17 protein-coding genes are annotated in these 21,480 nt (G+C 67.0%); 7 read left to right on the forward strand and 10 right to left on the reverse strand.

Going from position 1 to position 21,480, the window contains the following annotated elements:
* Positions 1-43 precede the first annotated feature (43 nt).
* The 4 genes from purL to GV161_RS02870 form a co-directional block, all read right to left on the reverse strand.
* Positions 44-2,254, reverse strand: a complete 2,211-nt coding sequence (gene purL, locus GV161_RS02855) for a phosphoribosylformylglycinamidine synthase subunit PurL (protein WP_152011949.1) — start codon at positions 2,252-2,254, stop codon at positions 44-46.
* A gap of 95 nt (positions 2,255-2,349) precedes the next feature.
* Entirely contained in the window at positions 2,350-2,790 is a 441-nt protein-coding gene (locus GV161_RS02860; protein WP_152011948.1) for a thioesterase family protein, read from the reverse strand.
* Positions 2,787-3,671: a methyltransferase domain-containing protein gene (locus GV161_RS02865; protein WP_152011947.1), complete on the reverse strand. Its 885-nt coding sequence runs from the start codon at positions 3,669-3,671 to the stop codon at positions 2,787-2,789. The genes GV161_RS02860 and GV161_RS02865 overlap by 4 nt, the downstream gene beginning before the upstream one ends.
* A gap of 13 nt (positions 3,672-3,684) precedes the next feature.
* Positions 3,685-5,526 (reverse strand): M3 family oligoendopeptidase, encoded by a 1,842-nt coding sequence (locus GV161_RS02870; RefSeq protein ID WP_152011946.1) that lies wholly within the window; start codon positions 5,524-5,526, stop codon positions 3,685-3,687.
* A gap of 201 nt (positions 5,527-5,727) precedes the next feature.
* On the opposite strand from GV161_RS02870, the gene GV161_RS02875 reads away from it, so the two are divergent.
* From GV161_RS02875 to GV161_RS30865, 3 genes are all read left to right on the forward strand, one after another.
* Positions 5,728-7,218: a sigma-54 dependent transcriptional regulator gene (locus tag GV161_RS02875; protein ID WP_152011945.1), complete on the forward strand. Its 1,491-nt coding sequence runs from the start codon at positions 5,728-5,730 to the stop codon at positions 7,216-7,218.
* A 150-nt stretch (positions 7,219-7,368) separates the two neighbouring features.
* Positions 7,369-9,252, forward strand: a complete 1,884-nt coding sequence (locus GV161_RS02880) for a L,D-transpeptidase family protein (RefSeq protein ID WP_152011944.1) — start codon at positions 7,369-7,371, stop codon at positions 9,250-9,252.
* A gap of 233 nt (positions 9,253-9,485) precedes the next feature.
* Positions 9,486-11,243 carry a DUF882 domain-containing protein gene (locus GV161_RS30865; RefSeq protein ID WP_244623858.1) on the forward strand — a complete coding sequence of 586 codons (1,758 nt, stop codon included), beginning with the start codon at positions 9,486-9,488 and terminating at the stop codon, positions 11,241-11,243.
* A 13-nt stretch (positions 11,244-11,256) separates the two neighbouring features.
* Here GV161_RS30865 and GV161_RS02890 read toward each other — a convergent pair whose 3' ends face one another.
* Together GV161_RS02890 and GV161_RS02895 are read right to left on the reverse strand one after the other, a co-directional pair.
* Positions 11,257-11,865, reverse strand: a complete 609-nt coding sequence (locus GV161_RS02890; RefSeq protein ID WP_152011943.1) for a glutathione S-transferase family protein — start codon at positions 11,863-11,865, stop codon at positions 11,257-11,259.
* Between the two features lie 78 nt (positions 11,866-11,943).
* Positions 11,944-12,924 (reverse strand): LysR family transcriptional regulator, encoded by a 981-nt coding sequence (locus tag GV161_RS02895; protein WP_152011942.1) that lies wholly within the window; start codon positions 12,922-12,924, stop codon positions 11,944-11,946.
* A gap of 187 nt (positions 12,925-13,111) precedes the next feature.
* Between GV161_RS02895 and GV161_RS02900 the strand changes: the two genes are divergently transcribed.
* From GV161_RS02900 to GV161_RS02910, 3 genes are all read left to right on the forward strand, one after another.
* A complete protein-coding gene (locus tag GV161_RS02900; protein WP_152011941.1) occupies positions 13,112-13,699 on the forward strand; it encodes a nitroreductase family protein in 588 nt (195 codons plus the stop codon).
* Positions 13,700-14,007: 308 nt separating this feature from the next.
* The gene (locus GV161_RS02905) at positions 14,008-15,582 is read left to right on the forward strand and encodes a Re/Si-specific NAD(P)(+) transhydrogenase subunit alpha (RefSeq protein WP_152011940.1); all 1,575 of its coding nucleotides are present in this window, start codon (positions 14,008-14,010) and stop codon (positions 15,580-15,582) included.
* A gap of 10 nt (positions 15,583-15,592) precedes the next feature.
* On the forward strand, positions 15,593-17,026 hold the full coding sequence (locus tag GV161_RS02910) for an NAD(P)(+) transhydrogenase (Re/Si-specific) subunit beta (RefSeq protein WP_152011939.1): 1,434 nt from the start codon (positions 15,593-15,595) through the stop codon (positions 17,024-17,026).
* Positions 17,027-17,140: 114 nt separating this feature from the next.
* On the opposite strand, the gene GV161_RS02915 is transcribed toward GV161_RS02910, so the two are convergent.
* Genes GV161_RS02915 through pcaF form a run of 3 tightly spaced genes read right to left on the reverse strand, consistent with a single transcriptional unit; the run spans position 17,141 to position 19,767 of the window.
* On the reverse strand, positions 17,141-17,803 hold the full coding sequence (locus tag GV161_RS02915) for a 3-oxoacid CoA-transferase subunit B (RefSeq protein WP_152011938.1): 663 nt from the start codon (positions 17,801-17,803) through the stop codon (positions 17,141-17,143).
* Entirely contained in the window at positions 17,803-18,513 is a 711-nt protein-coding gene (locus tag GV161_RS02920) for a CoA transferase subunit A (RefSeq protein ID WP_152011937.1), read from the reverse strand. Before GV161_RS02920 ends, GV161_RS02915 begins: the two co-directional genes overlap by 1 nt.
* A 45-nt stretch (positions 18,514-18,558) precedes the next feature.
* Complete coding sequence (gene pcaF / locus GV161_RS02925; protein ID WP_152011936.1) at positions 18,559-19,767, reverse strand: 3-oxoadipyl-CoA thiolase; 1,209 nt, start codon at positions 19,765-19,767, stop codon at positions 18,559-18,561.
* A 202-nt stretch (positions 19,768-19,969) separates the two neighbouring features.
* Between pcaF and pcaQ the strand changes: the two genes are divergently transcribed.
* On the forward strand, positions 19,970-20,920 hold the full coding sequence (gene pcaQ, locus GV161_RS02930; protein WP_244623857.1) for a pca operon transcription factor PcaQ: 951 nt from the start codon (positions 19,970-19,972) through the stop codon (positions 20,918-20,920).
* A gap of 230 nt (positions 20,921-21,150) precedes the next feature.
* Here pcaQ and GV161_RS02935 read toward each other — a convergent pair whose 3' ends face one another.
* Positions 21,151-21,393, reverse strand: coding sequence for a DUF2312 domain-containing protein (locus GV161_RS02935; RefSeq protein ID WP_152011935.1), 243 nt, complete (start codon positions 21,391-21,393; stop codon positions 21,151-21,153).
* Positions 21,394-21,480: the final 87 nt, after the last annotated feature.

Genomic DNA, 21,480 nt, shown 5'->3' on the forward strand with positions numbered 1-21,480 from the left:
AGTGGAAACCGGTTCGCGTGAAGAAAATGCGTCAAAACAAACTCTATCCGGCTTTGCCGGCCATGTAGTCCGGCAGCCAGCTTTCATGGGTCTTGCGCAGGGCGGCGACCGAGACGGCGGCTTCGCCCGGCAGGGCAAGCTCGCTGCCGCCGGTCTTGCCGATGATCTCAGCCGGCACGCCTGCGGCCTTCGCTTCGGCAACGACCGCCTCGGCGGCGTCAGCCGGCAGCGAGAGCAGGTAACGGCCCTGATCCTCGCCGAACAGCACCGCATGAGCCGGCCCTGTCGGCAGCGCCGTGATGTTGGCGCCGATGCCCTTCGCCATAGCCATCTCGGCCAGCGCGACGGCAAGGCCGCCATCCGAGAGGTCGTGGCAGGCGCTGAGCCGACCAGCCGTGATCAAGGAGCGCACGAATTCGCCATTGCGGCGCTCGACCGCAAGATCGACCGGCGGCGGCGCGCCTTCTTCGCGGCCGCAGACCGTCGACAGATAGGCGCTCTGGCCGAGCCAGCCGTTGGTCTCGCCGATCAGGACGATCGCCTCGCCATCGGCCTTGAAGCCGATCGTGGCGTGCTTTGTCACATCGGCGAGCACGCCGACGCCGCCGATGGTCGGGGTCGGCAGGATCGAGACGCCGTTGGTCTCGTTGTAGAGCGAGACGTTACCGGAAACGACCGGGAAGTCGAGCGCCCTGCAGGCCTCGCCGATGCCGCGGATGCAGCCGACGAGCTGGCCCATCACCTCGGGCCGCTCGGGATTGCCGAAATTGAGGTTGTCGGTGATGGCGAGCGGCAGCGCACCAACCGCGGTCAGGTTGCGCCAGGCTTCGGCGACCGCCTGCTTGCCGCCCTCGAACGGATCGGCCTCGCAATAGCGCGGCGTCACGTCGGCGGTCATGGCGAGGCCCTTCGGCCCGTCCTCGATGCGCACGATGCCGGCATCCCCGCCCGGCGTCACCGCCGAATTGCCGAGGATCAGCGTGTCGTACTGCTCGTAGATCCAGCGCTTCGACGACAGATCGGGCGAGCCGACCAGCGCGAGCAGCGCCTCGCTGTTCGACATCGGGGGCGTCACGCTGGCGGCATCGATCACCGGCCGCTTCGGCGTCTCGACCCAGGGCCGGTCGTATTCGGGAGCCTCGTCGCCGAGTTCCTTGATCGGCAGGTCGGCCATGGTCTCGCCGTCATGCTTGACGACGAAGCGCAGCGTGTCGGTGGTCTTGCCGACGACGGCGAAGTCGAGGCCCCATTTGCGGAAGATCGCCTCGGCCGGCTCCTCATGGCCGGGCTTGATCACCATGAGCATCCGCTCCTGGCTTTCCGAGAGCATCATCTCATAGGCGCTCATCTGCGCTTCGCGGCAGGGCACCGCGTTGAGATCGAGTTCGACGCCGAGGTCGCCCTTGGCTCCCATCTCGACCGCCGAGCAGGTCAGGCCGGCCGCGCCCATGTCTTGGATCGCGTCGACATGGCCCGCGGCCATGATCTCGAGGCAGGCTTCCAGCAGCAGCTTCTCGGCAAAGGGGTCGCCAACCTGCACGGTCGGGCGCTTCTCCTCGGCCCCCTCGCCGAAGGCGGCCGAGGCCATGGTCGCGCCATGGATGCCGTCGCGGCCGGTCTTGGAGCCGAGATAGACGATCGCCTTACCGACGCCCGAGGCCTTGGCGTAGAAGATCTCGTCGGTGCGCGCGAGGCCGACCGCCATGGCGTTGACGAGGTTATTGCCGTCATAGCGGCGATGGAAGCCGGTGGCGCCGCCGACATTGGGCACGCCGAAGGAGTTACCGTAGCCGCCGATGCCGGCGACGACGCCGGAGACCAGATGGCGGGTCTTCGGGTGCGACGGGTCGCCGAAGCGCAGCGCGTCGAGCACCGCGATCGGCCGCGCCCCCATGGTGAAGACGTCACGCAGGATGCCGCCGACGCCGGTGGTCGCGCCCTGATAGGGCTCGATGAAGGACGGGTGGTTGTGGCTCTCCATCTTGAAGACCACCGCGAGCCCGTCGCCGATATCGATCACGCCGGCATTCTCGCCCGGCCCCTGGATCACCCAGGGCGCCTTGGTCGGCAGCGTCTTCAAATGGATCTTGGACGACTTATACGAGCAGTGCTCGTTCCACATCGCCGAGACGATGCCGAGCTCGGTGATCGACGGCTCGCGCCCGATCAGGTGCAGGAAGCGCTGATACTCGTCCGGCTTGAGGCCGTGCTCGGCGACCAGCTGCGGGGTGATCTTGATGTCGTTGGGAATCACGCGGCCTGTTCCTGACGGAGGGGGCGAGCCAAGGGCTCGATCTCAAGCGGGGGCAATAGCCTGAAAACGGCCGCTGACACAATCGTTGGGAGCGCCTACCCCACCCCGATCTCCGCCATGGCCGCGCGCAGCTTCGCCGGAATCGGGACCGGCGTCTGCGGGCCGCGCTCGACATAGACATGGGTGAAGTGGCCCTGCGCCGCGGTCAGCTCCCCGCCCTGCCGGAAGATGCCGATGCGGTAGGTCACCGAAGAGCGGCCGAGTTTTTCGACGGCGAGCGCCCCCTCGACCACCTCCGGGAAGGCGACGCTCTCGAAATAGTCGCAGCGCGTGCCGACGACGAGACCGACGATCCTACTCTCTTTGACGTCGAGAAAGCCCTGCTCGATCAGCCAGGCGTTCACCACCGTGTCGAACCAGTTGTAGAAGATCACATTGTTGACGTGGCCGAAGACGTCATTGTCGGCCCAGCGCGTCGGTATCGTGCGGAACAGGCGGAAATCGGCCCGCCCCAGCCTAACCGGCTTGTCGCTCATGGCTTCTCCCCGCCCGCCTTGTCGCCCGCGCCGATCTCGGGAACGCCGAGCGCATCAGCCAGCCGCGCCTTGGCCGAGCCGGGCCGCAGCGGTTTCTGCTGGCTCTCATGCGGCGCCCAGCCGGAGAGCCAGACGATCTCGAAGGTCGCGCGCAGGCGCCCGTCCGGATCGGCAAAGCGCTCGGCATAGAGCTCGGCCGCTCGCAGCAGCACGGCTCGCCGCAGCGGCTTGCGGCTGCGCTCGGTCAGCGCATTGGCCCAGCCCATGGCGCGCAGATCGCGCAGCAGCCCGAACATGTCGCCATAGCGGACGGTGACGCTTTCGCTGTCGATCACCGGCAGCGCAAAGCCGGCCCTTTGCAGCAAGCCGCCGAGATCGCGCAGATCGGCAAAGGGCGCGACGCGCGGGCTCGCGCCGCCGGTCAATTCGACCTCGGCCGCGAGCAGCGACTGCCGCAATTCGGTCAGGCTCTGGCCGGCGAGCAGGCAGGCGATGAAGAGCCCGTCGGGCCTGAGCGCGCGCTTGATCTGGATGAGGGAGCCGGGCAGGTCGTTGACTGCATGCAGCGCCAGCAGGGAGGCCGCGAGGTCGAGCGATTCCGCGGCGAAGGGCAAGGCTTCGAGATCACCGACGATAGTGGCGCTGGTCTCGGCGACCTCCGCCATGCGCAGCAGGTCCCCCGCCCTCGCCTGCAGCACCGGCCCGACCAAGGGCAGCGGCGTGCCGAGATCCGCCGCCCGTTCGAAGCGGCGGAGCACGGCCGAGAGCCGCTCGTCGAGATCGGCAGCGCAGCGCACCAGCAGGAAATCCGGATAGCCGGCGGCGAGCGCTGCCGAAAGGCGGCGGCGATAGAGCGCGCGGTCGAAGACGACTGAGCTCACCGCGCGCCCCTGCTCACTCCATGCCCTCCAGCTCGATGATCAGCCCTTCGATCATCTTGAGCCCGATCTGCCAGAAGGCCGGATCGCGCGCATCCAGGCCGAACGGCTTCAACAGCTCGGAATGGTGCTTGGTGCCGCCGGCCGAGAGCAGCGCGAAATAGCGCTCCTGAAAGCCCGAGGCCGAGTTCTGGTAGACGCCGTAGAGCGAGTTCACCAGGCAATCGCCGAAGGCATAGGCGTAGACATAGAAGGGCGAGTGGATGAAGTGCGGGATATAGGCCCAGAAAGTCTCGTAGCCCGGCCCGAGCCGGATCGCCGGCCCGAGACTCTCCGACTGCACGCTGAGCCAGAGATCACAGAGATTCTCGGCCGTCAGCTCGCCCTGCCGGCGGGCTTCATGGACCTTGCGCTCGAAGGAGTAGAAGGCGATCTGGCGCACGACTGTGTTGATCATGTCCTCGACCTTGGCCGCCAGCATCGCCTTGCGCTGCTTCTGGTCGCGCGTCTCGTCGAGCAGCTTGCGGAAGGTCAGCATCTCCCCGAAGACGCTCGCCGTCTCCGCCAGGGTCAGCGGCGTCGGCGCCATCAACGCGCCGTTCGGCCCGGCCAGCACCTGGTGCACACCATGGCCGAGCTCATGCGCCAGCGTCATCACGTCGCGCGGCTTGCCCTGGTAGTTGAGCAGCACATAGGGGTGCGCCGACGGCACGGTCGGATGCGCGAAGGCGCCCGGCGCCTTGCCTGGGCGAGCTGGCGCGTCGATCCAGCGCTCGTCGAAGAAGCGCTGGGCGATCCCCGCCATATCGGCTGAGAAGTTGCCATAGGCCGAAAGCACCGTGTCGCGTGCTTCCGTCCAGGGGATGGTCCGCTGCTCGACCTTGGGCAGCGGCGCGTTGCGATCCCAATAGTCGAGCGCCTCCTGGCCGAACCAGCGCGCCTTCAGCTTGTAATAGCGATGCGACAGGCGCGGATAGGCCTCGCGCACCGCCGCGACCAACGCATCGACCACCTCGCGCTCGACCCGGTTCGCCAGATGGCGGGAATCGGCGACGTCCTCGAATTTGCGCCAGCGGTCGGAGATCTCCTTGTCCTTGGCGAGCGTGTTGGTGATCAGGCCGAAGGTGCGCAAATGCTGGCGGAACACGGTGCCGAGCACCTCTGCCGCCTCCTTGCGCACGGCGCCTTCGGCGTCCTGCAGCCGGTTCAGCGTCAGTTCGAGCGTGAGGTCGTCGCCGCCGACATTGAAGCGCAGCGAGGCGATGGTCTCGTCGAAGAGCCGGTTCCAGGCGCCATGGCCGGTGACCGACTTCTCGTGGAAGAGCTCCTCGATCCGATCCTCGAGCTGGTGCGGCTTGTCCTTGGCGAGATCGTCGAGCCAGGGCTTCCAGTGGCTGAGCGGCGCCTGCGCCGCCGCCTTGGCCAGCAGCGCCTCGTCGATCCGGTTGAGTTCGAGCCCGAAGAACAGCAGCTCGGTCGAAATCGCAGTGACCTTGTCCTGCGTGTCGCCATAGAACTTGGCGCGCTGCGGGTCGGTGGTCTCGCCGGAATAGACCAGGCCGGCATAGGACATGATCTTGCCGACCAGATCCTCCAGGCCCTCATAGGCCTTGACCGCCTCGGCCAGCGCGGCGCTGGCATCCTCGCGCGCGGCGAGCACCGCGAGCTTGCCGCGATAGAGCTCGGCGAAGCGGCGCGCCTCGGTCGCGGCGCGCTCGACATCGGCTGCGAAGGCGGGCGAATCCATCGCTGGGTAAAGATGCGTCAGATCCCACTCCGGCAGGGCGCCGAGCGCCTCGGCCGCGCCTCCGGCATGGGCGACGCGTGCGATTGCGGGACGGTCGAACGGGCGGGTCATGTCGTCTCTGCCTCGGCCTGTCGGGATCGGTTGTGGCCCCTCATATGCGCGGCCTGCCGCTTCCGATCAACGGCAGCGCTGCCACAGGCGCCCGATTTCCCGCAGGCTTCGCCGGCTTAAGCGGCGCTTAACCGTTCTCCCCGACAGTGACCCGAAACGGAACAGCCGATTCCGGCTAATCGCCTGGCCTGCCGAGGTTTCATGTCCGCAACCATCCTCGTCGTAGACGACGATCCCGTCCAGCGCCGGCTGCTCGACGCGATGCTGAAGCGCTTCGGCTACGAGGTCGCGCTGGCGGAAGGTGGCGAGCAGGCGCTGGCGGTTCTCGTCGACGAATCACGTCGCATCGACTGCCTGATCCTCGACCTCGTCATGCCCGGCCTCGACGGCATGGGCGTGCTTGCCGCGCTGCGCGAGCGCGGCAGCGCGGTGCCGGTGATCGTCCAGACCGCCAACGGCTCGATCGAGACCGTGGTCACGGCGATGCGCGCCGGCGCCGTCGACTTCGTGGTCAAGCCGGCCGGTGCCGAACGCCTGCAGGTCTCGCTCAAGAACGCGCTCAAGCTCGGGGCTCTCGAGCACGAGATCCGCTACATGAAGCGGCGCGCCTCCGGCCAGCTCGGTTTCCGCGATCTCGCCAGCAAGAGCCAGGACATGGGCCGCGTCATCCAGCTCGCCGAACGCGCCGCCCGCTCCAACATCCCGATCCTGATCGAAGGCGAATCCGGCGTCGGCAAGGAGGTGCTGGCCCGCGCCATCCAGGGCTCCAGCGACCGCAGGGGCAAGCCCTTCGTGACCGTCAACTGCGGCGCGATCCCGCATAACCTCGTCGAATCCATCCTGTTCGGCCATGAGAAGGGCGCCTTCACCGGCGCGACCGAGCGTCATATCGGCAAGTTCGTCGAGGCCAATGGCGGTACGCTCTTCCTCGACGAGGTCGGCGAATTGCCGCTCGATGCGCAGGTCAAGCTGCTGCGCGCCATCCAGGAGAGCGAGGTCGACCCGGTCGGCGGCAAGAAATCGGTGCGCGTCGACATCCGCATCATCTCGGCAACCAACAAGAGCCTGCTGGAGCAGGTCAAGCGCGGCGAGTTCCGCGAGGACCTGTATTACCGCCTCAACGTCTTCCCGATCACCTTGCCGCCGCTGCGCCGGCGCCGGGAGGACGTCGCCGACCTCGCCCGCGGCTTCCTCGCTCGCTTCGCCGCCGAAGAGGGTCGCAAGCTGCGCGGCATCAGCGCCGAGGCGCTCTCCCTGCTCGCCGACTATGACTGGCCCGGCAATGTCCGCCAGCTCGAGAACGCGATGTTCCGCGCCGTCGTGCTCTCCGATGGCGACGAGCTCACGATCGCCGAATTCCCGCAGATCGCGGCGCAGATGGACGGATTCGACGTACGCATCCCGCCGGCGCCGGCCTCCATTGCCAGCGAGCCGCGTGGCGAGGCGCCGCCGCGCGTCATCCAGGTGCCGGTCCGCGATCCCAATGCGCTCGACCTCGTCGCCGGCTCCGACATGCGCACGCTCGACGAGCTGGAACGCGAGATCATCAAGTTCGCGCTCGCCCATTATCGCGGCCACATGTCCGAGATCTCGCGCAAGCTCGGCATCGGCCGCTCGACACTCTACCGCAAGCTCAAGGACTACGGGCTGATCGAAGGCGAGGATGCCGCCGACGGCGCCGACGCTGCCTGATCAGCCCGAATCGAAACGCATTCTGCAGCCCACAGGGAACGGGTTGCAGAGGGCGAATATCGGCCGCTGTTGCAGGGCGGCATCTTGTCGAAGCAGGCCGAGTCACGCAGTTATCGGCGTGGATCGGCCAGGGACCGGGGAAGTTTATCGATGCGCCTTCGCCGCCTGGCGGAAACCGTCTCAGCCACCACGCTCGGCCTCTCGCTGCTCCTCGCCTCCGCGACCGCGCAGGAGGCAACGGGCGACATCGGCATGCCGCTGCCCGAGCAGCCGGCCCTGGTCATCCTGAACAGCGATACCGGGCCGCAGAAGCTCGATATTCCCGCCCCGGCGGAAGTGACGCTCGACCTACGCCCGTCCACCAGCCTGCAATCGGCGGATGCAGCCGAGACCAGGGAGATGGTCACCGGCGCGCTTTCGACCAGGCCTGACCGTACCCCGACAGAGCTCGACCTCGACCTGCCCGAGCCGGAGATGCCGCCGGTCGATCCGGCCCTGGTGAAGCCGGCTGAACCCGCGCCGCAGCCGCAACTGGCCAAGCCCTCGCAGATCGACCTGCCGCCTCTTCCCGACGTCGCGGTCACGATGCCGCCGGGGCTCGAACTCTCCGGCCGGATCGCGGCCCAGGCCGAGATCGCAGCCGCCCTGCCCCGCCTCTCCGCTCGCGAGCGGGCCGACATCGTCGCAGCTTATGCCGCCAACGAGAACCGGCCGTTCTGGATCGACGGCAAGGACCTTGGCGCGTCCGGCAAGCAGATCGTCGCACAGCTCGGCCACGCCGGCGATGACGGCTTGCGCGCCGGCGACTATCTGCTCCCGGTCTTCGAAGGCAGCGACAAGGACAGCCTCGCCGCGGCCGATATCCGGCTCTCGGCGCTCGCCGTGCTCTATGCCCGCGATGCCCGCGGCGGCCGTCTCGACCCGCGTCGCCTGTCGAAGCTGATCACGCCGAAGCTCGAATTGCCGTCTGCGACCGAGGTACTGTCCGAGCTCGCCGGTGCGGCCGATGCCGGCGCCGTGCTGGCCGCCTATAATCCCCGGCACGCCGGCTATCAGCACCTGAAGGCCAAGCTCGCTGAGTTGCGCGCCCACAAGCCGGAGACGCCGGTTGCCCGCGTCCCGGCCGGCCCCACCCTCAAGGTCGGCATGCGCGATGCCCGCGTGCCGCTGATTCGCGCCCGGCTCGGCCTCGGCAGCAGCGAGGAGCCGGTTTATGACCGCTCGACCGCGCTGGCTCTGGCCGACTTCCAGAAGCAGGCGGGCCTGCGCGCCGACGGCGTGCTCAGCGACCAGACCGTCGCCGCGCTCGCCATGCCGCGCTCGACCCGGCTGGAGAGCGACATCATCGCCCAGATGGAGCGCTGGCGCTGGCTGCCGAGCGATATCGGCGAGAACCGCATCGTCGTGAACATCCCCGAATACCGGATGCGCGTGATGCACGGCGACAAGCTCGCCTATGAGTCGCGCGTGATCGTCGGCAAGCCGGAATCGGCGACGCCGGTATTCTCGCACCGGATGGAGCATGTCGTCGTCAATCCGTCCTGGTACGTGCCGCCCTCGATCCTGAAGAAGGAGTTCCTGCCCGGGCTCGCCAACGATCCGAACTATGCCGCCAGGCGCGGCTATGTCGTGACGCGGGGTAAGAACGGCAGCATCTCGGTGCGCCAGCCGCCGGGCGAGCGCAATGCGCTCGGCTGGATCAAGTTCATGTTCCCGAATGACCATGCCGTTTATCTGCACGACACGCCGAATCGCGGCCTGTTCGGCGCCGGCAAGCGCGCCTTCAGCCATGGCTGCGTGCGCGTCGAGAACCCGTTCGCCCTCGCCGATCAGGTGCTCGGGCCGGAATGGACGAGCGAGCGGCTGAAGCGGCTGATCGGCTCCGGCGAGCGCACCATCAAGCTGCCGCAGCCTCTGCAGATCCATCTCGTCTATGAGACGATCGTCGTAGACGCAGCCGGTGCCGTCACCACCTTCGACGATATCTACGGTTTCCACAGGCTGGTCAGGAACGCCCTCGAGCAACGTTCCTGACCGTTCCGGCCTGGGAAAAGTCCCATTCGGCACGGTTTCGCCATGATCTGCCGGTAGCGAGCAATCTTGCTTGCCGGATTCCGGCGGGGAGTTGTCTCGCCGGTAACCTCCCGTTAAGCCTTCTCGGCAACTGTTCCTTCACGTTTACCGCTCCGGCTCGCCCGGTGCTTCGAGACGGGTCTGGCAGAGTGAGCAGGTCAAAAGCCGAGATCGCAGCACGGCTCCCGCGGTTTTTGCGGCTGAGCGCGCGTGCCGGCTTCCTGCTCGCCACGGGCGCAAGCTTCCTGGTGCTTGGCGTGCGCGGCACGCAGAACGCCGTCGCCAACGGCGACACCCGCACGATCACGATCAAGCATATGCACACCAAGGAGGAGACGACCGTCACCTTCAAGCGTGACGGCCGCTACGATTCCGCGGCGTTGGAGAAGCTGAACTGGGCGCTGCGCGACTGGCGCATCGACGAGCCGATCCGGATGGATCCACGGCTGTTCGATATCGCCTGGGAAGTCCATCGCAAGGTCGGCTCCGACCAGCCCTTCCACGTCGTCTCCGCCTATCGTTCGCCCGGCACCAACTCGATGCTGCGCCGGCGCTCGCGCGGCGTCGCCAAGCACAGCCAGCACATGCTCGGCAAGGCGATGGATTTCTATCTGCCTGATACCCCGACCGCCCGCATGCGCGAGACTGCGATGCGGATGCAGCGCGGCGGCGTCGGCTTCTATCCCGGCGCGCACACCCCCTTCGTCCATCTCGACGCCGGCTCGGTCCGTTCCTGGCCGCGCATGACCCGCGACCAGTTGGTCCGGCTCTTCCCGGACGAGAAGACGGTGCACCTGCCGGCCGACGGCAAGCCGCTGGGCGGCTATGAGGTCGCCAAGGCCGAGATCCTCTCCAGCGGCGGCTCGGTGATGGGCTACGCTGCCGGAGATTTCGACGAGGGCGCGATCATGGCGTCCGGTGGCGGTGGCAAGAGCTTCTGGGCCGCGCTGTTCGGCGGCGACGACGAAGAGGCCGACGCCCGCCCGACCCGTGGCCGTGCGGCCGCGGCACGTCGCGCGCCGACGCAGCAGCCGACTGTCATGGCCTATGCCGGCGACAGCAACAGCGGCGATGGTGGTCGCTTTGCCGTGTTCAATGCGCAGCCGGCCCAGCCCGAGCCGAGCGGCCGTTCCGTGCTGCGCGAGCGGTCGAATCGCGCGACGACCACCACCGCGCCGCCGCCGGAGGAGACGCAGGTCGCCGCCTTGGCTCCTGCCCAGGTTGCGCCGCCCGAACCGCAAAAACCCGCCCCGATCGCGACCGCGCTTCCCGTCGCGCGCCCGAGCGGCCTGATGCCACCGGCGCCGAATCCGCCGACCGGCTCGCCGCAGCTCGCCGCCCTGGCGGCGGACGCCACAGCCCTGCCGCTGCCCGCCTCCGAGCAGAAGCTCATCCTCGCCTCGCTGCCGCCGCGTAGGCCGACCGACCTGCCCGGCCCGTCGCTGGAGACCATCCTTACGGGCAAGGCCGTCTCGGCCCCGCTGCCGCCGTCGCGCCCGGTCGCGCTGGCGAGCCTGTCGACCGAGGGACTGCGTCTGAGCGACGACGCCGAGGACGCCGTTCCCGCCGGCGCCAAACTGGTCGCGATCAATCATCCGATGCCGCCGATCCGGCCGCGCCCACCGGGCGCCGCGCCGGAGCAAGCTGGCACGACGCAGATCGCTGTGCGGCCGCGCAGCACCCCGATCGCTGCGGAATATAATGCCGACCGGGCCGGCCTCGACTCGCTCTTCGCCGCCGTCTCGGCACCGGAGGTCCCTCCCGTACGCCGCGCCACCGTCGCGACCGCCAGGGCGAAGGCTGGTGCGGAGGCTCAGGCCAAGGGCTGGGTCGCCGGCGCCAGCCCCGCCGCCTCGCTCGGCTTCTCTGCCGCCGAGCCCAGCGATGTCGGCACCAGCGGCTTCAGCGGCCCGGCGGTCAAGGCACTGCCGACGACCTTCGTCCAGAACTGAGCAATCCCTCAGCCTATTCCTTGTCGATCGGCCAGGCCTTGAACACCGGAAGGGCCTCGCAGGCTGCAGCCTGGCGCGCCAGCACCGGCCAGCGCGCCTCCGGGGCGAATTCCGGAATGACGAAGCGGCAGAACCCCCAGGCGATCGCGGCGGCGATGTCGCCCGGCCTGAGCTCAGGACCCGCACCGATCTCCCCACGCTGGGCGGCCTGATCCAGTAGGTCCAAAGCCGTGTGGAGCTGCGCCAGGATGCGCTCCTGCCAGTTGTCGTAGCGCTTCTCTTCCGGCCGCTTGCGCTCGTATTCGACCGAGACCGCCTTGTCGGCGGCGACGATGCCGATGCCGGTCAGGCTGAGATCCCTGACCCGCTGGGCCTTGTCGGTCGGCCGCAGCGAGCGGCCGGCGATATCCTCGAAATGCTGGATGATCAGCAGGGATTCGCTGAGCACCGTGCCGTCATCGGCGACCAGCGTCGGCGCCTTGATCAGCGGGTTGATCTTGCGGAACTCCGGCATGTGGCGAAACACCGAGACCGAGCGATGCTCGAAATCGAGGCCGAGCAAGGTCCCGGTGATGGCGGCGCGCCGCACATAGGGGCTGTCGAGCATTCCAACCAGCAGCATCGTGATCTCCCATTGTCATGGGCGGAACACTGGCCGCTTATGGCCCCCTTGCCACGCGAATTCGGGTGAAGCGCGACTTCACGCCATTTGATGCTCGTCGGCGGGATAGTCTTCCGGCGCCAGTTCACCGGCCGCGATCTTCGCCTGAACGGCCGCCTGGCAGGGATCCCAGGACGGCGTGTTGCCGAAGCGCTCGAGCATGAGATCGATCAGGACCCGCACCTTGCCGGGCACGTAAGGCCCCGGCGGGCGCACGACATGCAGTGCGCTCTCCCGCATCGGATAGCGCCAGAGGATATGCTCGACCGTCCCGGCGCGGATCGCGTCGCTGGCGATGAAGGTCGGCAGCAGCACGATGCCGAGCCCGGCCTCGGCCCAGCGCAGCAGCGTATCGCCATTGTCCGAGCGCAGCCGCCCGGATGGGCGCACCGAGGCCCAGCGCCGGCCTATGCGGAAGCCCCAGTCGACCACGCTGTTGCCGGAATAGACCAGGCATTCGTGCCGGGCGAGGTCGAGCGGCGTCTCCGGCCGGCCGTGGCTGGCGAAATAGCCCGGGCTGCCCAGCACCGCCGCCTTGACCGGGGCGATGCGCCGCGCCACCAGGCTGGAATCCTTGAGCGAGCCGATCCGGATCGCGGCATCGAAGCGCTCGCCGATCAGATCGACCTGGCGATCGCTGGCCTCGACATCGAGTTCCAGCCGGGGATGGCGCTCCGCCAGCTCCGCCAGCACCGGCGCGAGATGCCGGTAGCCGAAGGAGAGCGGCATCGACAGCCTCAGGCGTCCGGCGACACCTTCGGATTGCTGCGCCATCGCCTCGCGCGCCTCGGCGAGCTCGGACAGGATGCGCTCGCCGCGCGCCTTGAATTCCAGGCCGGCCTCGGTGGCGGCGACGCCACGGGTCGTGCGGCTGAGCAGGCGCGTGCCGAGATCGGCCTCCAGGCGGGCGATACGGCGGCTGACGATCGATTTCGCCAGGCCGAGGCTATGCGCGGCCCGGCCGAAGCCGCCGGCGTCGACGACGGCGACAAAGCTCCTGATATCGTCGATCTCGGACATGAAGCGTTCCCGCAAGTGTTCCTGGATGAGCAACAGATTGATGCCCAATATGGGCATTCTGGTGCGGCAAGTGAACCGCTACCTCTCCCTCATCAAATCCCGCTTTCGCAGGAAGGCCGCCACGAGGCGCGCTCCGAGACAAACAGCCCCGTTTCATCGGCCTGCCAGCGTCACAGATGAGGAAGCCATGCTCGACAAGCTCAAGAAGCGCCGTACGCAATATGCTCTCGGCAAGAATCTGCCGATCTCCGAAACGCAGGTCGATGCCCTGATCCGGGAAGCGGTCCGCCTCTCCCCGTCCAGCTTCAATTCGCAGAGCTCGCGCGCCGTCATTCTGTTCGGCAGGGAGAGCGACAAGTTCTGGAGCATCGCCAAGGAGGCGCTTCAGGCGATCGTGCCGGCTGCCGACTTCGCGGGGACTGCCAAGAAGATCGAAGGCTTCGCCAGCGGCGCCGGAACCGTGCTGTTCTTCGAGGACCAGGAGCCGGTCAAGGCGCTCCAGGCCAATTTCCCGCTCTATGCGCACAACTTTCCGATCTGGTCGGAGCATTCGACCGGCATGGCGCAGCTGGCGGTGTGGACCGCGCTGGCCGACGCCGGCATCGGCGCGAGCCTCCAGCACTATCACCCGCTGGTCGATGCCGAGGTCGCCAAGACCTGGAACATCCCGGCGTCCTGGAAGCTGACGGCGCAGATGCCCTTCGGCTCGAATGAGGCGCCCTTTGGCGAGAAGACCTTCATCGACGACGAGGTCCGGTTCCGCACCCACCGTTGATCGGGTGCAACTCGGGCTGATTGCCTGAAGCAACACCCTGAAGAATAAAGCGCCGTCCGGGGAACATGCTCCGGGCGGCATTTTTGTGCGATGCACACCGATTCCGACTGAAATGGGGCTACTCTCACCCGGATTGCAGCCTCCACCGCTGACGATAGGTCCGCCGGCCGGCCGGCTCGATCAGTCCGGCGCGCGCCTCGGCGCTTGCAAAGATGCCGCTCCTGTCGGATGCCATAGGGAAATGTCTGCAGGTTTCGCAGTTGCTCGCCAGGCTGAACAGCCGGGCTCACGGCAGGAGGGGGAGCGTAGTGAAGATCGGTTCGCCTAAGGAACTCTTCGCGGGTGAGGCACGCGTGGCGATGACGCCCGACAGCGCGCAGCAGCTGCAGAAACTCGGCTATGACTGCCTCGTCGAGACCGGAGCAGGCCTTGCCGCCGGCTTCACGGACGATGCCTATCGCGCTGCCGGCGTGACGGTCGTCGAGACGGCCGCCGCGCTCTGGGACGAAGCCGACATCATCGCCAAGGTGCGCCCGCCCGAGACGGCGGAGGCCGAACGACTCAAGGCCGGCAAGACGCTGATCTCGTTCTTCTATCCGGCGCAGAACAAGGAGCTGCTGGAGTTCTGCAAGGACAAGAGCGCCAACGTCATCGCCATGGACATGGTGCCGCGCATCTCGCGCGCCCAGAAGATGGACGCGCTCTCGTCGATGGCCAACATTGCCGGCTATCGCGCCGTGATCGAGGCCGGCAACAATTTCGGCCGCTTCTTCACCGGCCAGATCACCGCCGCGGGCAAAGTCCCGCCGGCCAAGGTGCTGGTCGTCGGTGCCGGCGTCGCCGGCCTTGCCGCGATCGGCACGGCGACTTCGCTCGGCGCCATCACTTACGCTTTCGACGTCCGCCCGGAAGTGGCCGAGCAGATCGAATCGATGGGTGCGCAGTTCGTCTTTCTCGACTTCAAGGGCCAGCAGCAGGACGGCGCCGCGACCGGCGGCTATGCCGCGCCCTCCAGCCCCGAGTTCCGCGAGGCCCAGCTCAAGAAGTTCCGCGAGCTCGCCCCGCAGATCGACATCGTCATCACCACGGCGCTGATCCCCGGCCGCGATGCGCCGGTGCTGTGGACCAGGGACATGGTCGAGGCAATGAAGCCCGGCTCGGTCATCGTCGACCTTGCCGCCGAGCGCGGCGGCAATTGCGAGCTGACCAAGCCGGACGAGAAGATCGTCACGCCGAACGGGGTCACGATCGTCGGCTACACCGACTTCCCGAGCCGGATGGCGGCCCAGTCCTCGACGCTCTACGCCACCAATATCCGCCACATGATGACGGACCTGACGCCGGCCAAGGACGGCAAGCCGGTCCATAACATGGAGGATGACGTCATTCGCGGTGCGACGGTGACCTTCGAGGGCGCCATCACCTTCCCGCCGCCGCCGCCCAAGGTCGCCGCGATCGCGACCCAGAAGCCGAAGGAGAAGGCCAAGGAGCTGACCCCTGAGGAAAAGCGGGCGAAGGAAGCAGCCGCCTTCAAGGCACAGACCCAGTCCCAGCTGATGCTGCTCGGCGTCGGCACGGTGCTGATGCTGATCGTCGGCGCCTATGCGCCGGTAAGCTTCATGAGCCACTTCATCGTCTTCGCCCTCGCCTGCTTCGTCGGCTTCCAGGTGATCTGGAACGTGTCGCATTCGCTGCACACGCCGCTGATGGCCGTCACCAACGCGATCTCCGGCATCATCGTGCTCGGTGCCCTCTTGCAGATCGGCTCGTCCAGCTGGCTCGTCACCTTCCTGGCGATGATCTCGGTGCTGATCGCCTCCATCAACATCGTCGGCGGCTTCCTGGTCACGCGCCGGATGCTCGCCATGTTCCAGAAGTCCTGAGGGGGCCGCAGTGAGCATCGGTATCGTTTCTGCGGCTTACATCTCCGCCGCCATCCTGTTCATCCTCTCCCTCGGCGGCCTCTCGAACCAGGAAAGCGCCAAGCGCGCGGTCTGGTACGGCATCGTCGGCATGGCGCTCGCCGTCATCGCCACGGTCTTCGGCCCCGGCAGCGGCAAGCTCTGGCTCGTCATCGTCATGTTCGCCATCGCCGCGGCGATCGGCTGGCAGGTGGCGATGAAGGTGCAGATGACCGAGATGCCGCAGCTGGTCGCGGCGCTGCACTCCTTCGTCGGCCTCGCGGCGGTCCTGATCGGCTTCAACGCCCATATCGAGCTCGCTTCGGTGATGAGGCTCGACGCGGTGGCCCGCGAGGCGCTGACTGGCTTTGCCGGCGTGCTGGCGCACAAGACCGGGGTCGAAATCAGCATTCTGAAGGTCGAGGTCTTCCTCGGCGTCTTCATCGGCGCGGTCACCTTCACCGGCTCGATCATCGCCTTCGGCAAGCTCGCTGGAAAGGTCGACGGCAAGGCCAAGAAGCTGCCCGGCGGCCATATGCTCAACGCTAGCGCCGCAGCGCTCTCGCTGCTGCTGCTGATCCTCTATGTGCAGGGGGCAGGCTTCTGGGCCCTCTTCCTGATGACGCTGCTCGCCTTCTTCATCGGCTACCACCTGATCATGGGCATCGGCGGCGCCGACATGCCGGTCGTGGTCTCGATGCTGAACAGCTATTCGGGCTGGGCGGCGGCGGCGATCGGCTTCACGCTCGGCAACGACCTGCTGATCGTCGTCGGTGCGCTGGTCGGCTCGTCGGGCGCGATCCTCAGCTACATCATGTGCAAAGCGATGAACCGCTCCTTCATCTCGGTCATCCTCGGCGGCTTCGGCAACACCACCGGACCGGCGCAGGCGATCGAGGGCGAGCAGATCGCGATCGACGTCGACGGCGTCGCCACCGCGCTGAACGACGCCGACAGCGTCATCATCGTGCCGGGCTACGGCATGGCAGTGGCGCAGGCGCAGCAATCGGTCTCGGAACTGACCCGCAAGCTGCGCTCCGCCGGCAAGGAGGTGCGCTTCGCCATCCACCCGGTGGCCGGGCGTCTGCCGGGCCATATGAACGTGCTGCTCGCCGAGGCGAAGGTGCCCTACGACATCGTCATGGAGATGGACGAGATCAACGAGGACTTCCCGTCCACGGACGTCGCGATCGTCATCGGCTCGAACGACATCGTCAATCCGGCAGCACAGGAAGATCCGAACTCGCCGATCGCCGGCATGCCGGTGCTCGAGGTCTGGAAGGCGAAGCAGGTCTTCGTCTCCAAGCGCGGCCAGGGCACGGGCTATTCCGGCATCGAGAACCCGCTCTTCTACAAGGAGAACACGCGGATGTTCTATGGCGACGCCAAGAAGAGTCTCGACGAGCTTCTGCCCAAGATCGCCTGATCGCCCCCACAGTGCGGCCCGGCTTCACCGGGCTGCACGGGCAACGCGGCAGAAACAGAAAAGCCCGCCCGGCGACATCGCCGGGCGGGCTTTGTTCTTGCGCGAAGACGCCGTTCAGGCCGCCTTCGCCAGCTCCGGTGCCACGGTGAACGGCGCCGCCGTCTTGGCCTTGACCTCGTCGAGCGTGACGTCGGGAGCCAGCTCGATCAGGGTCAACCCGCCGCCCTTGGCCTTGTCGCAGGCCATGACGCAGAGATCGGTGATGATCAGGTCGACCACGCCCTGCCCGGTCAGCGGCAGCGAGCAGCGCTCCAGCACCTTGGATTCACCCGCTTTGTTGGCGTGATCCATCACCACGATCACCTTCTTGACGCCGGCGACGAGATCCATCGCGCCGCCCATGCCCTTCACCATCTTGCCGGGAATGGTCCAGTTGGCGATGTCGCCATTGGCCGCCACTTCCATGGCGCCGAGGATGGTGAGGTCGATATGGCCGCCGCGGATCATCGCGAACGAGTCGGCCGAGGAGAAGAAGCTCGAGCTGGGCAGGACCGTGATCGTCTGCTTGCCGGCATTGATCAGGTCGGGATCGGCCTCGCCCTCATAGGGAAAGGGACCGATGCCAAGCAGGCCGTTCTCCGACTGCAGCGTCACGTCGACGCCCTCGGGGATGTAGTTCGCCACCAGTGTCGGGATGCCGATGCCGAGATTGACATAGAAGCCGTCCTGCAGCTCCTTGGCGGCGCGGGCGGCCACCTGTTCACGGGTCCAGGCCATCAGGCGGTCTCCCTCTTGCGCTCGGTGAGCTTCTCGATCTTCTTCTCGTTGATCGTGCTCTTGATCAGGCGGTCGACATAGATGCCGGGCGTATGGATGCCTTCCGGATCGAGCGAACCGACCGGCACGATCTCCTCAACCTCGGCGACAGTGACCTTGCCGGCTGTCGCCATGTTCGGGTTGAAGTTGCGCGCCGTGCGCCGGTAGACGAGGTTGCCGGCGGTGTCGGCCTTCCACGCCTTGACGATGGCGAGATCGGCGCGCAGCCAGGTCTCGCGAACGTAAAGCTGCCCCTCGAACTCCTCGACCGGCTTGCCTTCAGCGACGACGGTGCCGACGCCAGTGCGGGTGTAGAAGGCCGGGATGCCGGCGCCACCGGCACGGATGCGCTCGGCCAGCGTGCCCTGCGGGTTGAGCTCCAGTTCGAGCTCGCCGGAGAGGTATTGCTGCTCGAACAGCTTGTTCTCGCCGACATAGGACGCGATCATCTTCTTGATCTGCCGGGTCTGCAGCAGCATCCACAGGCCGAAGCCGTCGGCGCCGGCATTGTTCGAGATCACGGTGAGGTTCTTCACGCCGGAATCGCGGATCTGCGGGATCAGGCTCTCGGGATTGCCCGACAGGCCGAAGCCGCCCGACATGATCGTCATTCCGTCGAACAGCAGCCCGTCGAGGGCCGCCGCCGGGCTGTCATAAACCTTCTGCGTCATTCAGTTTCACTCCCGTTGTCTTTGGATTGTCCCGACAGGCTGCCGTCAGGCGCGTTCGAGTCCGATGGCGATGCCCTGGCCGACACCGATGCACATGGTGGCGAGCGCACGGCGCTTGCCGGTGAGCGACAGCTCCAGCGCGGCTGTGCCGGCGATGCGGGCGCCCGACATGCCGAGCGGATGGCCGAGCGCGATCGCCCCGCCATTCGGGTTCACATGGGCTCCGTCCTCGGCGATGCCGAGCTCGCGCAGCACGGCGATGCCCTGGCTGGCAAAGGCCTCGTTCAGCTCGACCACATCGAAATCACCGGGCTTGATGCCGAGCCGCTCGCAGAGCTTGCGCGTCGCCGGGATCGGCCCGAGTCCCATGACCCGCGGCGCGACGCCGCCGGTGGCGCCGCCGAGCACGCGCGCCAGCGGGGTCAGGCCATATTTCGCCATCGCCTTCTCGGAGGCGACGATCAGCGCCGCGGCGCCGTCATTGACGCCCGAGGCGTTGCCGGCGGTGACCGTGCCGCCCTCCTTCCTGAAGGGCGTCGGCAGCTTGGCGAGCTTCTCCAGCGTGGTGTCGCCGCGCGGATGCTCGTCGCTCTCGACGCGGATCGGATCGCCCTTGCGCTGCGCGATGACGACCGGAACGATCTCCTTGCCGAGCCGGCCATTCTGCTGGGCCGCAACGGCCTTGAGCTGCGAGCGCAGCGCGAAGGCGTCCTGGTCGGCGCGGCTGATCTTGCAGTCGGCGGCGACGTTCTCGCCGGTCTCCGGCATGGAATCGACGCCGTATTGCGCCTTCATCAGCGGGTTGATGAAGCGCCAGCCGATGGTGGTGTCGTGGATCTCGGCATGACGCGAGAAGGCACTGTCGGCCTTCGGCAGTACGAAGGGCGCGCGCGACATGCTCTCGACGCCGCCGGCGATCATCAATTCGGCCTCGCCGGCCTTGATCGCGCGGGCCGCGGCGATGACCGCATCCATGCCCGAGCCGCAGAGCCGATTCATCGTCGTGCCCGGCACCTCCTTGGGCAGGCCGGCGAGCAGCAGCGACATGCGCGCGACATTGCGGTTGTCCTCGCCCGCCTGATTGGCGCAGCCGAAGATCACATCGTCGACAGCGCCGAAATCGACGCCCGGATTGCGCTCGATCAGGGCCTTCAACGGCACGGCGCCGAGATCGTCTGCTCGCACCGAAGACAGGGAGCCGCCGAAACGGCCGATCGGCGTGCGGACATAGGCGCAGATGAAGGCTTCGCTCATGCGGGAAAACCCTTGTTGTTTCCTCGGATGCCATTCGCCGCCGGATGCGACGGATGGAAATCTCGTTCGCCGCCCGGGTGCGCGCCCCTCGACGGGGTCGCAAGCGCCGCGGATGCCAGCGTGCGGTGGGAATATGCAGCAGCGAAACTCTTATGTTAAATGAATTCACTGCCCGCGATAATAACCGTGAGGTTATCGAACTATGGCCGAGCCGCGCCTGTCGACGATGGATCGGCGCATCAAATTTCGCCATCTGCGCTGCTTCATCGAGGTTGCGCGGCTGAAAAGCGTCGTCAAGGCGGCTTCGGTGCTCCATGTCAGCCAGCCCGCCATGTCCAAGACCGTGCAGGAACTCGAAGAGCTCCTGGGCGTGGCCCTGTTCGAGCCCAACCGCCGGACCATGCTGCTCACCGGCGCCGGCGAGATCTTCCTGCGCTATGCCAGCGCCAGTGTCACCGCGCTGAAGCAGGGCATGCGGATGGTGGGCGGCGACGAGATGTCGCCCGAGCATGCTTTCACCGTCGGGGCACTGCCGACGGCGTCGGCCCGGATCCTGCCGGCCGCCATCGCCCATATGACGCAGCGCTATGACCGCCTCAGGCCGCGGGTCGTGACCGGGGCGAACGACGTGCTCATGGCGCAGCTCCGGCTCGGCGACCTCGATCTCGTCATCGGCCGCATGGCCGCGCCGGAGACGATGACCGGCTTCACCTTCGAGCACCTCTACTCCGAGCGGATCGGGCTGGTCGTCCGGCCGGGGCATCCCCTGCTTCATGCGGAGGCGTTCGCCCTTGCGGCGATCGCACAGCATCAGCTGCTCATGCCGCCGCCGGGATCGGTGATCAGCTCGACGGTCGAGCGCTACATGATCGCCAATTCGATCCAGCCCCGCTCAGGCGTGATCGAGACCGTCTCGGACGCCTTCGCCCGCGGCTATCTCAAGCAGACCGATGCGATCTGGTTCATTTCCGAAGGCGTGGTCGCCGAGGACGTCGCCAGCGGCCAGCTGGCCCTGCTACCGGCCCATACGGAAGACACGCTGGGTCCGGTCGGCCTGACGACGCGCGCCGATGCCGTGCTGTCGCTGTCGGCCCAGATCTTCATTGCGGCGCTGAGGGAGATCGCCGCCGGCTGGCGCGCGGGAGGCTCCTGAAGAGCCAAGACCGCAACGATTTCGAGGGCGCCTTCCAGCTGAAAAAAGCGCGGGTCGTCCCGGGCGACCGGAGGGAGACCGGGACCCATTCCGGAACCTCTATCGGAAAGGCTCAGGAATGGATCCCGGATCTACGCTTCGCTTCGTCTGGGATGACGGCGTGATGGATATCGAAGCCTGAGCTCGCGAAAACGCGCGCCCTATTTTTTGGCCAGGCCCTGACGATGGCCTCAGGCGCTCTCGCCGACCGCCTGCAGATAAAGGTCGAGGATCGCCTCTTCCTCCTTGCGCTCGTCGAGGTCGCGCTTGCGCAGCGCGATCACCTTGCGCAGCACCTTGACGTCGTAGCCATTGGCTTTGGCCTCGGAATAGACCTCCTTGATGTCGTCGGAGATCGTCTTCTTCTCTTCCTCAAGCCGCTCGATGCGCTGCACGATGCTCTTGAGCTGATCGCCTGCAACCGGATCGTCCATTCTCAAAACCCTTCTTCGGAAATTGGCCGCAGGGGTTCGCAAGGATGGGCGGCAAGGTCAAGCAGGAAGGGCGCTGAGTTCACATCT

It is taken from the genome of Bosea sp. 29B, from assembly GCF_902506165.1.
Lineage (GTDB): Bacteria > Pseudomonadota > Alphaproteobacteria > Rhizobiales > Beijerinckiaceae > Allobosea.

Excerpts from the sequence above, each read along its gene's own strand:
- GV161_RS02915 (WP_152011938.1), bottom strand. The coding sequence starts at position 17,803 with ATGGCCTGGACCCGTGAACAGGTGGCCGCCCGCGCCGCCAAGGAGCTG.
- pcaQ (WP_244623857.1), top strand. The coding sequence starts at position 19,970 with ATGGCCGAGCCGCGCCTGTCGACGATGGATCGGCGCATCAAATTTCGC.
- GV161_RS02935 (WP_152011935.1), bottom strand. The coding sequence starts at position 21,393 with ATGGACGATCCGGTTGCAGGCGATCAGCTCAAGAGCATCGTGCAGCGC.
- GV161_RS02895 (WP_152011942.1), bottom strand. The coding sequence starts at position 12,924 with ATGTCCGAGATCGACGATATCAGGAGCTTTGTCGCCGTCGTCGACGCC.
- GV161_RS02880 (WP_152011944.1), top strand. The coding sequence starts at position 7,369 with ATGCGCCTTCGCCGCCTGGCGGAAACCGTCTCAGCCACCACGCTCGGC.
- GV161_RS02870 (WP_152011946.1), bottom strand. The coding sequence starts at position 5,526 with ATGACCCGCCCGTTCGACCGTCCCGCAATCGCACGCGTCGCCCATGCC.
- GV161_RS02900 (WP_152011941.1), top strand. The coding sequence starts at position 13,112 with ATGCTCGACAAGCTCAAGAAGCGCCGTACGCAATATGCTCTCGGCAAG.
- GV161_RS02890 (WP_152011943.1), bottom strand. The coding sequence starts at position 11,865 with ATGCTGCTGGTTGGAATGCTCGACAGCCCCTATGTGCGGCGCGCCGCC.
- GV161_RS02875 (WP_152011945.1), top strand. The coding sequence starts at position 5,728 with ATGTCCGCAACCATCCTCGTCGTAGACGACGATCCCGTCCAGCGCCGG.
- pcaF (WP_152011936.1), bottom strand. The coding sequence starts at position 19,767 with ATGAGCGAAGCCTTCATCTGCGCCTATGTCCGCACGCCGATCGGCCGT.
- GV161_RS02920 (WP_152011937.1), bottom strand. The coding sequence starts at position 18,513 with ATGACGCAGAAGGTTTATGACAGCCCGGCGGCGGCCCTCGACGGGCTG.
- GV161_RS02860 (WP_152011948.1), bottom strand. The coding sequence starts at position 2,790 with ATGAGCGACAAGCCGGTTAGGCTGGGGCGGGCCGATTTCCGCCTGTTC.